Source organism: Chromobacterium sp. FG22, from assembly GCF_057809415.1.
Genome location: NZ_JBMDJX010000025.1, coordinates 36,925 through 50,631 on the forward strand (window position 1 = coordinate 36,925; position 13,707 = coordinate 50,631).

Consider the following 13,707-nt stretch of genomic DNA (forward strand, 5'->3'; position numbering starts at 1 on the left):
CAAGCCGCCTTTTCGCACGTTTCGCATTGCGGACTCAACCGGCCTGGCCGTCCGCCTCGCCCGTCTCCGTCTCGGCTTCCGACGCCTCGTCCTCGGCGGCGTCGACATGGCCGAGCACACCAACGCAGCGCAGTTCGATCTCCTGCATCAGCTCGTCGATGCGGATCACCGACAGCTGGATGCGGTCGCCGCGCGCCAGCTCCGGCAGGCCCGGGATGCGCACCCGCATCGGCAGGCCGTCGATGCGCACCAGGTCTTCCTTGATGAAGGCGGCGGTGGGATCGGACACCCCCTCCTGGCTGAACCAGCGCAGGCACCAGAAATGCTCCATCCGGTCCTGGAAGCCCAGGTAGGCGGAGTAGGTGGTGTCGAAATCGCGCAGGATGGCGAACAGCATCGCGTCGCCCTGCTCGAACTGCGGCTTCTCGCCGCGGATCATGGACATCAGCTGGCGCTGGTTGATGAAGTCGGTGGCGCGGCGCAGCGGCGACGTGGCCCACGCGTATTGAGCCACGCCCAAGCCGGTGTGCGGCTCGGGCCGCGTGGTCATCCTCACCTTGCCCATGCTTTGCGCGCGGTACATGCCGGGGATGTCGGCCTCGGCCAGCATCCGGCCCCACTCGCTGTTGGCCAGAATCATCAGCTCGGACACCAGCTTGTCCATCGGCGCGCCGCGCTTGCGCAAGGTGATCAGCACCTTGCCGTCGACCACGTCGAAGTTGTAATCCATCTGCACCGGCCGGGTCGGGTCGTATTTGCCGCGGCGCTTCTCCAGCGCCTCGGCGAACTGCCAGAACCAGATCAGTTCCTGCTTGAACGGATAGTCCACGCCCGGATCGCAAGCCAGCGTCTCTTCGTTGAAGAACTGCTCCAGCGCGGCGTGGCGCAGGTTGGCGGCGATATGCACCTTCTCGATGCGGTTCTCGTAGGCCACCGGCTCGAACTCAGGCGTCACCTCCACGTAGAGGCTGAGCGCCGGGCAGTCGTGCCCTTCCTTGAGGGTGAACATCTCCACCAGATCGTCCGGCAGCATGGTGATCTTGTCGCCGGGGAAATACACGGTGGACAGCCGGGACAGCAGCAGCTTCTCTAGCGGGGAATCGATGGCGATGCCCAGCGACGGCGCGGCGATATGAATACCGACGCGCTTGTTGCCGTTGGGCAGGTCCTGCACCGACAAGGCATCGTCGATCTCGGTGGTGTTGGCGTCGTCGATGGAGAAGGCGCGCACCGGCGACAGCGGCAGCTCTTCCGGCAGCGTGGGCAGTTCGTACTTGCCGAAGCCGCGGCCCTTGGGGAAGAACTCCAGCATGAAGCCGGCCATCAGGTAGTCCGGCACCGAAGAGATGCCGCCCACCTTGTCCGCCAGCCGCAGCGGCGGCAGGCTCAGCTCGCGCGAGGCCTGGTCGAAGGCCTTGAACTCCAGCGTGTTCTTGTCGGGTTTCCACAACAAGGTCATCAGTTGGCCGCGGATCGCCTCCGGCAGCTGGCCGGCTTTCAGCTCCGCCACCCACTGGTCGATCTGCTCCTGCTCGCGCTTCTTGCGCTCCAGCCCGGCCAACGCCGCCTTCAGCGCGTCATCCGGCGCCTTCTTGTAGCGGCCCTTGCCTTTTTTGTAGAAATACATCGGCGCGCCGTACAGCCGCGACACGATGGCGGCGGCCTCGGCCGCCGACGGCGCGCGGCCCCAGTAATCGGCCGCCAGCGCCTCATAGCCGAACTCGTCGTCCGGGCAGCATTCCCACAGGAAATCCAGGTCAATATCCGCGGCAAGTTGCTCTACCATGGGCAGAAAATCGCCCAATGCGGAGCTAAACTCCAGAAAAACATTCGCCGCCTTGATCTTGGCGCGCTTGCCATGCTGGGTATCCACTTGCAGACTAGCGTCATTGCGCGAAACGATGCTGCCGACCTTAAAGCCGCCGCTCTCTTCGTAAAAAACGTTCATTAAAAATTTTTGCCAGGCCGTTGCAATCCAACGGCGGATTATAACAGCGCGCCTCAGGCGCGGCTTCAGAACTTGAATATTGGACGACCGGGTCCACCGGGGAATACTTGATCATGTCGCAACATCAGGCTTTCAAACAACGTGTGCATCTGGCACAGGAAATCGATCGCATCGGCCACCTGCTCGTCACCCGCTGGGAGCGGCCGCTGGCCGCCCACCTGCTGTCGCTGATCCTGCGGCTGGAGGACATGGTGCGCGAGCAGGACCTCAACGAAATCACCGGGGAAATACAGACCCTGTCGCGGCTGCTGCAAGGCTGGATCCAGCAACCGCAGACCGCGCCGTCGGAAAACGAGCGCTACAACCGCCTGCGCCACCACCTGGGCCTGGTCAGCCAGCTGGGCATGATGGAGCGCAAGGACGGCCTGCCGGAGATCGACTACGACGCCCTGCTGGGCGGCGGCCTGGTCACCCTCTATCTATGGCTGCCGCAAGACGTGGACGCCACGCCGCTGATCCAGCAGCTGTCCTGCTACGGCATCCACGCCAAAGTGATCCAGCAGGCGGCCAAACTGGCCCAGGCGCTGCAGGACAAGGCGCCGGAAGCGGTGGTGGCTTTCACCGAGTTCGCCGCCAACGACCCCATCCTTTTGCTGGCCCCCACCATCAGCAGCATCTGTCCGCTGATCCTGACCTCGCCGCTGCACGATTTCCAGGCGCGGCTGGCGGCGGTGCGCGCCGGCGCCGGCAGCCTGCTGGACTGGCCGCTGCAAGCGCATCAGCTGATTGACCAGCTGAGCTTCAGCGACCTGGGCGAGAAGCGCGAGCCCTTGCGCGTGCTGATCGTGGAGGACATGGAATCGCTGGCCGGGCTCTACTCCAGCGTGCTCAACGCCCAGGGGGTGGAAACCCGCGAGGAGACCCAGCCGGAACGGGTGCTGGACATGATAGAGCAGTTCCGCCCCGACCTGATCCTGATGGACATGTACATGCCGCAGTGCAGCGGCATGGAGCTGGCCAAGGTGATCCGCCAGCAGCGGCTGCTGGACGGCATCCCGGTGGTGTTCCTGTCGGTGGAAAAGCGCCAGGCGGTGCAGCTGGACGCGCTGACCCTGGGCATAGACGGCTTCCTGACCAAGCCGGTGGCGCCGGAGGAGTTGATCGTCACCGTGATCAACCGCGCGCGCCGCTACCGCAAGCTGCGTTCCTACATCATCAACGACAGCCTCACCGGCCTGCTCAACCACTCCCATCTGCACGGCCAGCTGGAGTACGGCATCCAGCGCGCGCGCCGCGATCAGCGGCCGCTGTCGCTGGCGATGCTGGACCTGGACTTCTTCAAGACCATCAACGACAGCCACGGCCATCCGGCCGGCGACGAGCTGCTGATCAATCTGGCGCGCTTCCTCAAGGAACGGCTGCGCAGCAGCGATCTGGTGGGCCGCTACGGCGGCGAGGAGTTCGCCATCGTGCTGCCCGGCACCCATCAGACGCAGGCGCGCGAGTTGATGGACCAGCTGCGCCAGGACTTCAGCCAGATAGAGCAGCGCGCGCCGGACGGCGACTTCCGCCAGACCTTCAGCGTGGGCATCAGCTCGCTGGACACCGCCGCCAGCAGCACCGAGCTGGTGCGTCAGGCCGACGAAATGCTGTACCGGGCCAAGGCCAACGGCCGCAACCGGGTGGAGATCATGCAGGACTGAGCCCCGCCGCCGGGCCCCGGCCCGGACGCGAAAAAGCCCGGACCACCGAGAGGTTCCGGGCTTTTTTTCGGGCGCGGCGCTCAGCGCCGCATCCAGGACGCCTGTTGACGATCCGCGTGCTCAAAGCCTGTTAACGCCTATCGCCGAAGCGCGGCAGGCTTTGAAAGCGTCTCAGGCCTCGGTCAGCACCAGGCGCACGCCCTGCTCTTCCAGCAGCTTGGTCACCGGCTCCGGCGGCAGCGCGTCGGTGAACACGGTGTGGAACTCGCTGATGTGTCCCATGCGCACCAGGGCGTTGCGGCCGAACTTGCTGTGGTCCGCCGCCAGGTAGCGGTGACGGGCGTTGGACATCATCGCCTGCGCCACCCGCACTTCGCGGTAATCGAAGTCCAGCAGCGAGCCGTCCGGCTCGATGCCGGACACGCCGATGATGGCGTAGTCCACCTTGAACTGGTTGATGAAGTCCAGCGTGGCCACGCCGGTGATGCCGCCGTCGGACGCGCGCACCGTGCCGGAGGTGATCATCACCGTGAAATCCGGATTGGTGGACATGATGGAGGCGACGTGGATGTTGTTGGTGATCACCCGCAAACCCTTGTGCGTGCTGGTCAGCGCCTGGGCCACCGCCTCTATGGTGGTGCCTATGCTCATGAACAGCGAGGCGTGATCGGGAATGCTGCTGGCGATCATGTCCGCGATATGCGCTTTTTCGCTCTGGAATTTTCCTTTGCGCGCGAAATAGTCCTCATTCTCCACGCTGCTGCCCAGGGCGGCGCCGCCGTGGTAGCGGCGCAACAGATTGGCCTCGCACAGCTGGTTGATATCGCGGCGAATGGTTTGCGGGGTGACATCGAGCAGTCTGGCCAACTCTTCGATCGGCATGAAGCCGTTTTCGCGGACCAGCTGCAGAATCTTGTCGTGACGGGGTGAGCGGCTCATAACTATTCGGAATCGAAAATCACGTCACTTTAGTAACATATTTTGCGGGTCAGCGGCAAACAGAACCACTATTCCGGCTTGATATCGGCCAATAGTGTTCGTTTATTGCGTATTTTTTGCTCAGGAGACCGGCTGGCCCTCCGCCAGCGGCGGACGCCCCCACAGAAAATCGCGCAGCTGTTCCAGCGGCATCGGCCGCGCCAGCAGATAGCCTTGCAGATAATGCACGCCGCTTTGCTGCAGATAGGCGCGCTGCTGTTCGGTTTCCACGCCCTCGGCCACCATGGAGATGCGCAGCTGCTTGGCCAGATCGATGATCATCTCCAGGATGCGGTTGGCGATGGAGTCGCTGCCTATCGCCGCCACGAACACCCGGTCTATCTTCAGATGATCGGCGTGAATGCGGTTGAGCTCGGCCAGGCTGCTGTGGCCGGTGCCGAAGTCGTCGATGGCGATCTGCACCCGCATCCGCCGCAGCGCGGCCATCACCTGCTGGCTTTGCGGCGTCACCCGGATGGGCTCGCGCTCGGTCACTTCCAGCACCAGCCGCGGCGGCGTCTTCGGGAAGTGTCGCAAAAACGCCTGACAGTCCTCCACCAGTTGCGCGTGCTGCAGATGGCTGGGCGACAGATTCAGCGCCACGAAAAAGCGATCGGGCAAGGGCAGCGACGCCATGTCGGCGGCCACCCGCCGCATCAGATAGCGGGTGATCTGGATGATCATGCCGGAGGCCTCCGCCACCGGGATGAACAGATCCGGCGGCGTCAGCCCCTGACGCGGATGCTGCCAGCGCAGCAACACCTCCACCCCCATGCAGCGGCGGCCGCAGGCGTCGAACACCGGCTGGTAGTAAGGCAGGAACTCCTGATTGCGCAAGGCCAGCAGGATTTCCCCGCTGACCGAGCCGCGCTTGCGCAGATAACCCAGCAGCAGGACCGCGCCGACCACGCCCACCGGCAGCAACAAGAGCAGGGCGCGCAGCAGACGCGCCGACGCGCCGCGCCACAGGTAGTCGGCGTCCACCCAGCTGTGCACCGCCAGCGGAAAGCGCTCCGAAGCCGCGATCACCCGCAGCACCGCGCTGGCCGGCACCTCGGCGGCGCCCGGCAATGTGGACTGCACCGCCTCCTTGTGATTCAGCACCAGCAGCGAACCGCTGTGGCCGTCGTCGGCCTGCCAGGGCAGCAGAGGGCTGAAATAGGCCAGCTCCACGCTGGCGACGACGGCCTGCCCCCGCTCCCCCAGCAAGGTGCGCATCAGGAAGGGACGCTTGGGGTACAAGGGGCCGGAGTCCAGACGGTAGATCAGCTGCTGCGGCGCCGACGGGGTGAAGGGCAGATCCGAGTACTGCGCGCCCAGCACCGAGGTGCAGTACAGGCGGCGGCCGTCCATCAGCCCCAGCGAGCGGATATAGGGATCGAAGGCCGCCAGCGACACCAGCTTGCCGCGCGCCTGCGGGCAGGGCTGGCCGGCCAACGGCGCGGCCTCCCGCAATGAGCGGTCCACCTGGCTGAACACCCGGTCCACCGAATTGACCGCGCGCCCCGCCGCGCTTTGCAGCTGCGCCTGCACGTCCAGCTGGTAGCGGTTCCAGGTCAGGGGCAGGCCTATCACCGCCGGCAACACGGCCACCAGCAAGACCAAGGCCCATTCCGCGGCGTTGAGGCTGCCGCGGAATTGATTGCCTCGGCTGATCAGGTGACGGAAGCGATGGCGACAAAACACATTGTTCCCCGGCGTGACTGAGTGACTGTAATGACAAGAAGCGGCCCCGCGTCCGGCCATGGCGGCGCGCGCCAATCCGCGGCACGGCTGGCGCTGGCGAGAACAGCATGGATAGACGGGGACTGCCAGGATGAGGGATAGGCGGGCGTTGCCGCGCCGTCCCTTGGAACCTGTTTACGATCTGCCGCGCGCCGTGAGACGCGACACGGTGAGCAGCGCTTCGAAACACTCATGCACTACGTGTGCATTCCGCTTTCTCAACCGCAACGCCTGGTCTCGCTCTGGCTCGCTGGATCGTAAACACGTTCTTGGAGAAATTTGGAAAACCAGCCGCGCGGCGTGTCGGCCGCCGTCGCGATTTTTCGAAGCTCCCGCAAGTCTGGCGCTAAAGATAACGGTTTAGCCGGAGACAGAAAAGCTAATTAGAAAGATTTATTTAATAAAATGTCTTTGATTGACTGTTGTTTGATATAAATTGCCGCAATCGGCAGGCCCCCAAACAAGAACAGGCCGCGCGCCGCCGGGATGGCGGGGCGCGGCCTGACGGCCATCAAAGGCCTATTCAAAGGCTTGCGGGCAAGAGCGAGACGAAGCGGCGCTCAGCGCGGCTGCAGGCGTTGACGATGGCGCTCGATCTGCAAGCGCACCTGGCGCGGCGCGGTGCCGCCCACGTGGTCGCGCTGCGCCAGACTGCCTTCCGGGCTCAGCACCGCGAACACGTCCTCGTCGATCAAGGGCGAGAACTCGCGCAGCTTGGCCAGCGACAGGTCGGCGATGTCCACGCCCTGCTGCTCGGCGTGGCGCACCGTCAGCGCCACCACCTCGTGGCTGTCGCGGAAGGGCACACCCTTCTTCACCAGGTAGTCGGCCAGATCGGTGGCGGTGGCGAAGCCTTGCAGCACCGCCGCGCGCATCGCCTCCGGCTTGACGGTGACGCCGCGCATCATGTCGGCGTAGATGCGCAGGGTGTCGATCAAGGTGTCCGCGGTGTCGAACAGCGGCTCCTTGTCCTCCTGGTTGTCCTTGTTGTAAGCCAGCGGCTGCGCCTTCATCAGCGTCACCAGCGCGATCAGATGGCCCACCACGCGGCCGGACTTGCCGCGCACCAGCTCCGGCACGTCCGGGTTCTTCTTCTGCGGCATGATGGAACTGCCGGTGCAGAAACGGTCGGCGATGTCGATGAAGCCGACGCGCGGGCTCATCCACAGGATCAGCTCCTCGGACAACCGCGACAGATGCACCATCACCAGGCTGGCGGCGGCGGTGAATTCAATCGCGAAGTCGCGGTCGGACACCGCGTCCAGCGAGTTGTGGCAAACATCGTCGAAGCCCAGCAGCTGGGCGGTGTAATGACGGTCGATCGGGAAGGTGGTGCCGGCCAGCGCCGCCGCGCCCAAGGGCAGGCGGTTGACGCGCTTGCGACAGTCGCTCATGCGTTCGGCGTCGCGCGCCAGCATTTCCACATAGGCCAGCATGTGGTGGCCGAAGGTCACCGGCTGCGCCACCTGCAAATGGGTGAAGCCGGGCAGCACGGTTTCGGCGTGCTGTTCCGCCAGGTCCAGCAGGCTGTGCTGCAACTCGCCGATCAAGCCGACGATGGCGTCGATCTGCGCGCGCAGCCACAGGCGGATGTCGGTGGCCACCTGGTCGTTGCGGCTGCGGCCGGTGTGCAGGCGCTTGCCGGCGTCGCCGATCTTGTCGGTCAGCCGGCGCTCCACGTTCATGTGCACGTCTTCCAGATCCACGCTCCACTCGAAGCGGCCGGCGCGGATATCGTCCAGCACTTCGCCCATGCCTCGTCGGATCGCTGCCAGGTCTTCGGCGGACAGAACGCCGGCGCGCTGCAACATGGCGGCGTGGGCCAGCGAGCCCTCGATGTCGAATTCGGCCAGTCGTCGGTCGAAATCCACCGAAGCGGTGTATTTCTTGACGAGTTCGGATACCGGCTCCGAGAAACGGCCGGACCAGGCGTGTTGATCTTGCATGGCGATGCTTTCTACGATGGCTGCGGACGAAAAACTTGGCGAAACTCCGGGGGCGCGCGGCGCCGCCGGGAATCTCCTACTATGCCAGCGGCGAGCGCCTTCGGCCAGTGCGGGTTTTCCTTGCTATGATGCGGCTATCCTATTTCCGGCCGCGCCCTCATGCCGCTACCGCCCCCGTCCGACCTGCCCGACTACCGCAACCTGGGCGTGCTGCTGCGCGCGCTGCTGCTGCTCGGCCTGTTTCTGCTGGGCGGCCTGTTGCTGGACGACGGCGGCGAGCCGCTGCCCTGGCGGCTGCTGCGCCTGTCCAGCCTGCTGGTGCCCGGCGCCTTGCTGAGCCTGGGCCTGCTGGCCTTGCTGGGCCGCCGCCTCTACCGCGGCCGGCGCGTGACGCTGAGCGCCGCCGCCATCTGCCTGCTGTCCTTCGCCTTCTGCGGCCGTCTGCTCAACCCGCTGGCGCCCATGCCCTGGGGCCAGGTGCTGCTGGCCGGCGCGGTGGGCGGGCTGATGCAGCATTACCTCAATCTGCGCGCGCGCGCCTTGTCCCCGGCGCTGTCGGAGGCGCGGCTGATCGCGCTGCAGGCGCGCATCCGCCCGCATTTCCTGTTCAACAGCCTCAACGCCGCCATCGCGCTGATCGGCAAGCAGCCGGACAAGGCGGAAATGGTGCTGGAAAACCTGGCCGATCTGTTCCGCGCCCAGCTGGGCGATCCGGCGCGGCAATCCACGCTGGGCCGCGAAATCGAACTGGCGGCGATGTATCTGGCGATCGAGGCCGAACGGCTGGGCGCGCGCCTGCAAGTGAGCTGGGACGTGCAAGCCCCGCTGGACGCGGCGCTGCCGCCGCTGATCCTGCAGCCGCTGGCGGAAAACGCGGTGTTCCACGGCATAGAACGGCTGGCCGACGGCGGCGAAATCCGCATTCAGGCGCGCCAGCTAGAACAACAGCTGGAGCTGACGCTGAGCAATCCGGTCAATCCGGAGCCGGCGGCGGCCGCGCCCGGCCACCACATGGCGCTGGACAATCTGGCCGAGCGGCTGGAGCTGTATTTCGACGCCGAGGCCTCGCTCAGCGCCCGGCTGGACGGCGAACGCTTCATCACCCGCATCCGCCTGCCTTATCGCCCGGCGCCGGCCCAGCGGCCGGGCTAAGAACCTGTTGACGCTCTGCTGCGCGTCGCGGAGCGTTGCGCGGTGAGTACGCCTTGTCCCACCCTTGCTCGCCCGATCGTAAACACGCTCTGAAAGCCGTCTATACTGCCCCCATCATTTACTTGAAACAGCTGATAGGGACATCATGGGAAAGAACCGGCTGGAAGCCTTCAGCGACGGCGTGCTCGCCATCATCATCACCATCATGGTGCTGGAACTGAAAGTGCCGCACGACACCAGCTGGACGGCGCTGCAAGACCGTTGGCCGGTCTTTCTCAGCTATGTGCTCAGCTTCATCTACGTGGGCCTGTACTGGAACAACCACCACCACTTCTACCACGCCATCCAGCGCGTGGACGGCCGCGTGCTGTGGGCCAATCTGCACCTGCTGTTCTGGCTGTCGCTGATTCCTTTCGTCACCGGCTGGATGGGGGAAAACCACTTCGCCCCGCTGCCGCTGGCCCTGTACGGCGTGGTGTTGCTGATGTGCGCGCTGGCCTGGTGGCTGATGCAGCAATCGCTGCTGTGCCTGCCCGGCAACCGCACCCGGCTGTCCGAGGCCTTGGGCAAGGACATCAAGGGCAAGATCTCCCCGCTGTGCTATCTGATCGGCATCGCCGCCGCCTTTTACTGGGAATGGCTGTCCGCGGCGATGTATGTGCTGATGGCCCTGATCTGGCTGGTGCCGGACCGCCGCATAGAACGACTGCTGGCGGAGAAATGAGGACGTCTTCGTTCCATTAATAAACACTATCAAACAAATTGCAATTTAAGATTTAACAAAACTATCGCCACTTCCGATAATGGCCGCTCCCTTAGTAAATGTTCTAATAATTTATGGGAGTGCCAATGTCAGTTCTGACCTTTTCCGTGAACCGCAAGCTTTTCACCCTGGCGCTGGCTTGTAGCGCCGCTCTGAGCCAAGCCGCCAACCTGACCCAGGACAACGGCGCGCCGGTGGGCGACAACCAAAATAGCCAGACCGCCGGCCCCAACGGCCCCACCCTGCTGCAAGACATTCAACTGCTGCAAAAGCTGCAGCGCTTTGACCGCGAGCGCATCCCGGAACGCGTGGTGCATGCGCGCGGCGTGGGCGCTGGCGGCGTCTTCGTCGCCAGCGAAGGCTTGCAGGACGTCAGCCGCGCCCTGGTATTCCGCAAAGGCGAAAAAACGCCGGTGTTCGTGCGCTTCTCCACCGTGATCGGCAGCCGCGGCGCGCCGGAAACCGACCGCGACCCGCGCGGCTTCGCCACCAAGTTCTATACCGCGCAGGGCAACTGGGACCTGGTGGGCAACAACCTGCCGGTGTTCTTCATCCGCGACGCGATCAAGTTTCCGGACATGGTGCATTCGCTGAAGCCGGACCCGGTCAGCAATGAGCAAGACCCCAACCGCGTCTTCGACTTCTTCTCCCATCTGCCGGAATCCACCCATATGCTGACCCGGGTGTACTCCAACTACGGCACCCCGGCCAATTACCGCGAAATGAACGGCAGCAGCGTGCACGCGCTGAAACTGGTGGCCGCGGACGGCCGCTACCAATACGCCAAGTTCACCTGGAAATCGCATCAGGGCGAACGCAATCTGCGCCCGGACGAACTGCCCAAGGTGCAGGGCCAATCGGTCAGCCACGCCACCGCGGACCTGCTGCAAAGCATCGAACAGAAACGCTACCCGTCCTGGGACTTGTACGTGCAATTGATCCAGCCTGAGGACATGAACCGTTTCGCCTTCAACCCGCTGGACCCCACCAAGGTGTGGACCGGCGTGGCGGAGCGCAAGGTGGGCACCATGACGCTGAACCAAGTGCCGGCCAACTTCTTCGAAGCCACCGAGCAGGTGGCGATGTCGCCGGCCAATCTGGTGCCGGGCATCGAGGCCTCGGAAGACCGTTTGCTGCAAGGCCGGCTGTTCTCCTATCTGGACACTCAGATGCACCGCGTCGGCACCAATTTCCAGGCGCTGCCGGTGAACCGTCCGCGGGTGGAGGTGGTGAACAATAATCAGGACGGCGCGCAAAACGCCTCCGGCCGCCAGGGCAGCGTCAATTACGAGCCCAGCCGGCTGGCTCCCAAGCCACAGGACCCGCAGTTCAAGCACAGCCGCCTGCCCTTGCAGGGCAATACCCAGCAGGAGGCCATCGCCAAGACGCTGAACTTCCAGCAGGCCGGCGAGTTCTACCGCTCGCTGAGCGCGCAGGACCAGGCGGACTTGATCCGCAATCTGTCCGGCGATCTGGCCAAGGTGCGCAATGTCGAGACCCGCGACATCATGCTGTCGCACTTCTACAAGGCGGACCGCCAGTACGGCGAGCGTCTGGCCAAGGCTTTGAAGGTGGAGGTGAAGGGGATTGAGCGCAGAGCGGTGCTGTTGCAGGAATAAGCTCGGCCGCATGAGTGAAGCGGGGCGGCCCATGGCCGCCCCGTTTTTGCGTGCGCGCCGCGCCGTGGCAGCGGTGTCGGCGGGGTTTGGTGGGTATCGCCTGCGGCTCCACCCACCCTACAAGACCATCCGCCGTAGGGTGGGTGGAGCGCAGCGATACCCACACGGAAACGCGATGGAATCGATGCTTGGACCTTGGCGGCGGGCTTTGGTGGGTATTGCCTGCGGCTCCACCCACCCTACAAGACCATCCGCCGTCGGGTGGGTGGAGCGCGGCGATACCCACGCGGAAACGCGATGGAACCGATGCTTGGGTCTTGGCGGCGGGCTTTGGTGGGTATCGCCTGCGGCTCCACCCACCCTACAAATACCCCGACAAACCATCCGCCGTAGGGTGGGTGGAGCGTAGCGATACCCACCGCAAGGTGCTTAGCGGTTTCGCAGGCGGATGCGGCGGAAGCGCGCTTCCAAGCTGAAGCGCTGTCCCAGCGCCAGGTAGATCTGGTGCTGGCTATCGACATGGCGGTAGACCCGGACCCGGTCGGCGCCCAGCAGCATCATGATTTCCAGATAGTTGAAGAAACCCATCCACTGGCCGCGTCCGGCGCGGTCGTCAAAATCGATGTCGCGCGCCACGCGGCTGAGCAGGCCTTTGCCGACGTATTCCCGGTTGTCCTTCAGCCATTGCAGCAGGTGGGCCGCGCATTCGCGGCCGTAGGCGTGGTCGGCGAGGAGATCCTTGCTGGGCGTAGGCATTTGCCAGTAATGCGGGTAGGTGCGGCCGGGGCAGAAGCGGACGAAGGGCAGCAGTACGCTTTGTTGTTCCAGAGCGTTCAATTTGTAGCGACGGCGCGGGGGAAAGTTTTGAGCGTGTTGCATGGTGTTTCTCCTGCTGTGACACAAGATAAACCACCTGCCGGGTGAGGCTGAGGTGAGGCAGGCGCGTGGCAGGATTGGCGTACCGGTCCGAAGTCTTGCCGGCGAGCGCATAGCGCTCTCCCACCATGCGCCTGCCAAAACGGCCTTGCCATGGATAAAGCAGCCAACGCAGCATGCTGCGTTGGCTTGTCGACTTCGGAAACGGGACGCCAATCCCGTGTGCCGCGTGTAGGCGGCAACGGGGGGATTGTTGCCGAGGGGGCGGGCGGGGTCAAGGTAGGGTGGTTGGTGTGGCTCGGTGTGTGGGTTTTGTATCCGCTGCGCGGATGATGATTTTCATTGCCGGGGCTGCCCGGCGAGCAGGGAGAGGATATTTGCTTGGCCAAATATCCTCTCCACTCCTAAAGGCCACCCTGCAAGCCTGGCCTACGGCTTCCCGCCGGGACCCGTCAGGCCCGAGGCGCGGCTGAACTCGCAGCGCGCTAACGTCGCGCTGCTCGAACAAGCAGCCGCTTAAAACCTCGGGCCCGCCACCCGACGGCAGGCTTGAAGGGATCTGGGGTGCGTCGGAGACGTGCTTTCTTCTTGATTTGTCTTAGATACCCACAGGCAGGGTCAAACTGGATAGTTATCCACAGAACTAGCCAGCAAAGCTAAATCACTCTTTCTTTTCAAAAAAAGACCACCTCATGTAGCGCCCAGGTGTCCCCTCGGGGCGCGCCGGAGAAAAAGGGGTCTGCAAGGTTTTAAGCGGCTGCTTTGTTTGAGCGATTTGACGCTAGCAAATCGCGAGTTCAGCCGCGCCTTGCAGGCCCCTTTTTCTTCGGGGTTTCGCGTCCTGGGGGACGAGGGGGGCTGGAAGGGGGCGGCGGCCCGCCCCCTCCCCGTTCGCCGCGCGGAAAGCGGCACCCAAAACATTATCCGCGCAGCGGATTCAACAGAAAAACCATCACCCATCACAGCCCTAATCAAAGGAGAACCAGTCAATAAGCGT

General features: G+C 64.2%; 9 protein-coding genes. 4 read left to right on the plus strand and 5 right to left on the minus strand.

All coding sequences use genetic code 11. The features are described from left to right. Nucleotides 1-34: 34 nt before the first annotated feature. Complete coding sequence (locus ACODSD_RS19725; protein WP_488878117.1) at nucleotides 35-1,948, minus strand: ribonuclease catalytic domain-containing protein; 1,914 nt, start codon at nucleotides 1,946-1,948, stop codon at nucleotides 35-37. 113 nt (nucleotides 1,949-2,061) lie between these two features. On the opposite strand from ACODSD_RS19725, the gene ACODSD_RS19730 reads away from it, so the two are divergent. Beyond that, nucleotides 2,062-3,651 carry a GGDEF domain-containing protein gene (locus tag ACODSD_RS19730; protein ID WP_488878118.1) on the plus strand — a complete coding sequence of 530 codons (1,590 nt, stop codon included), beginning with the start codon at nucleotides 2,062-2,064 and terminating at the stop codon, nucleotides 3,649-3,651. Nucleotides 3,652-3,822: 171 nt separating this feature from the next. Here ACODSD_RS19730 and ACODSD_RS19735 read toward each other — a convergent pair whose 3' ends face one another. The 3 genes from ACODSD_RS19735 to argH form a co-directional block, all read right to left on the minus strand. After that, nucleotides 3,823-4,590 (minus strand): DeoR/GlpR family DNA-binding transcription regulator, encoded by a 768-nt coding sequence (locus tag ACODSD_RS19735; RefSeq protein WP_019103455.1) that lies wholly within the window; start codon nucleotides 4,588-4,590, stop codon nucleotides 3,823-3,825. A 120-nt stretch (nucleotides 4,591-4,710) separates the two neighbouring features. After that, nucleotides 4,711-6,315: an EAL domain-containing protein gene (locus ACODSD_RS19740; RefSeq protein WP_158274404.1), complete on the minus strand. Its 1,605-nt coding sequence runs from the start codon at nucleotides 6,313-6,315 to the stop codon at nucleotides 4,711-4,713. A 599-nt stretch (nucleotides 6,316-6,914) separates the two neighbouring features. Continuing rightward, a complete protein-coding gene (gene argH, locus ACODSD_RS19745; protein WP_107801515.1) occupies nucleotides 6,915-8,300 on the minus strand; it encodes an argininosuccinate lyase in 1,386 nt (461 codons plus the stop codon). A gap of 159 nt (nucleotides 8,301-8,459) precedes the next feature. Between argH and ACODSD_RS19750 the strand changes: the two genes are divergently transcribed. The 3 genes from ACODSD_RS19750 (at nucleotide 8,460) to ACODSD_RS19760 (ending at nucleotide 11,834) form a co-directional block, all read left to right on the plus strand. Further along, the gene (locus tag ACODSD_RS19750; RefSeq protein ID WP_107801516.1) at nucleotides 8,460-9,452 is read left to right on the plus strand and encodes a sensor histidine kinase; all 993 of its coding nucleotides are present in this window, start codon (nucleotides 8,460-8,462) and stop codon (nucleotides 9,450-9,452) included. A gap of 145 nt (nucleotides 9,453-9,597) precedes the next feature. Further along, nucleotides 9,598-10,176, plus strand: a complete 579-nt coding sequence (locus ACODSD_RS19755; protein ID WP_081556483.1) for a TMEM175 family protein — start codon at nucleotides 9,598-9,600, stop codon at nucleotides 10,174-10,176. Between the two features lie 125 nt (nucleotides 10,177-10,301). Then, nucleotides 10,302-11,834, plus strand: a complete 1,533-nt coding sequence (locus ACODSD_RS19760) for a catalase (RefSeq protein WP_488878119.1) — start codon at nucleotides 10,302-10,304, stop codon at nucleotides 11,832-11,834. A 429-nt stretch (nucleotides 11,835-12,263) separates the two neighbouring features. Here the strand turns inward: ACODSD_RS19760 and ACODSD_RS19765 are convergent, their stop codons facing one another. Continuing rightward, entirely contained in the window at nucleotides 12,264-12,713 is a 450-nt protein-coding gene (locus ACODSD_RS19765) for a hypothetical protein (RefSeq protein WP_488878120.1), read from the minus strand. Nucleotides 12,714-13,707: the final 994 nt, after the last annotated feature.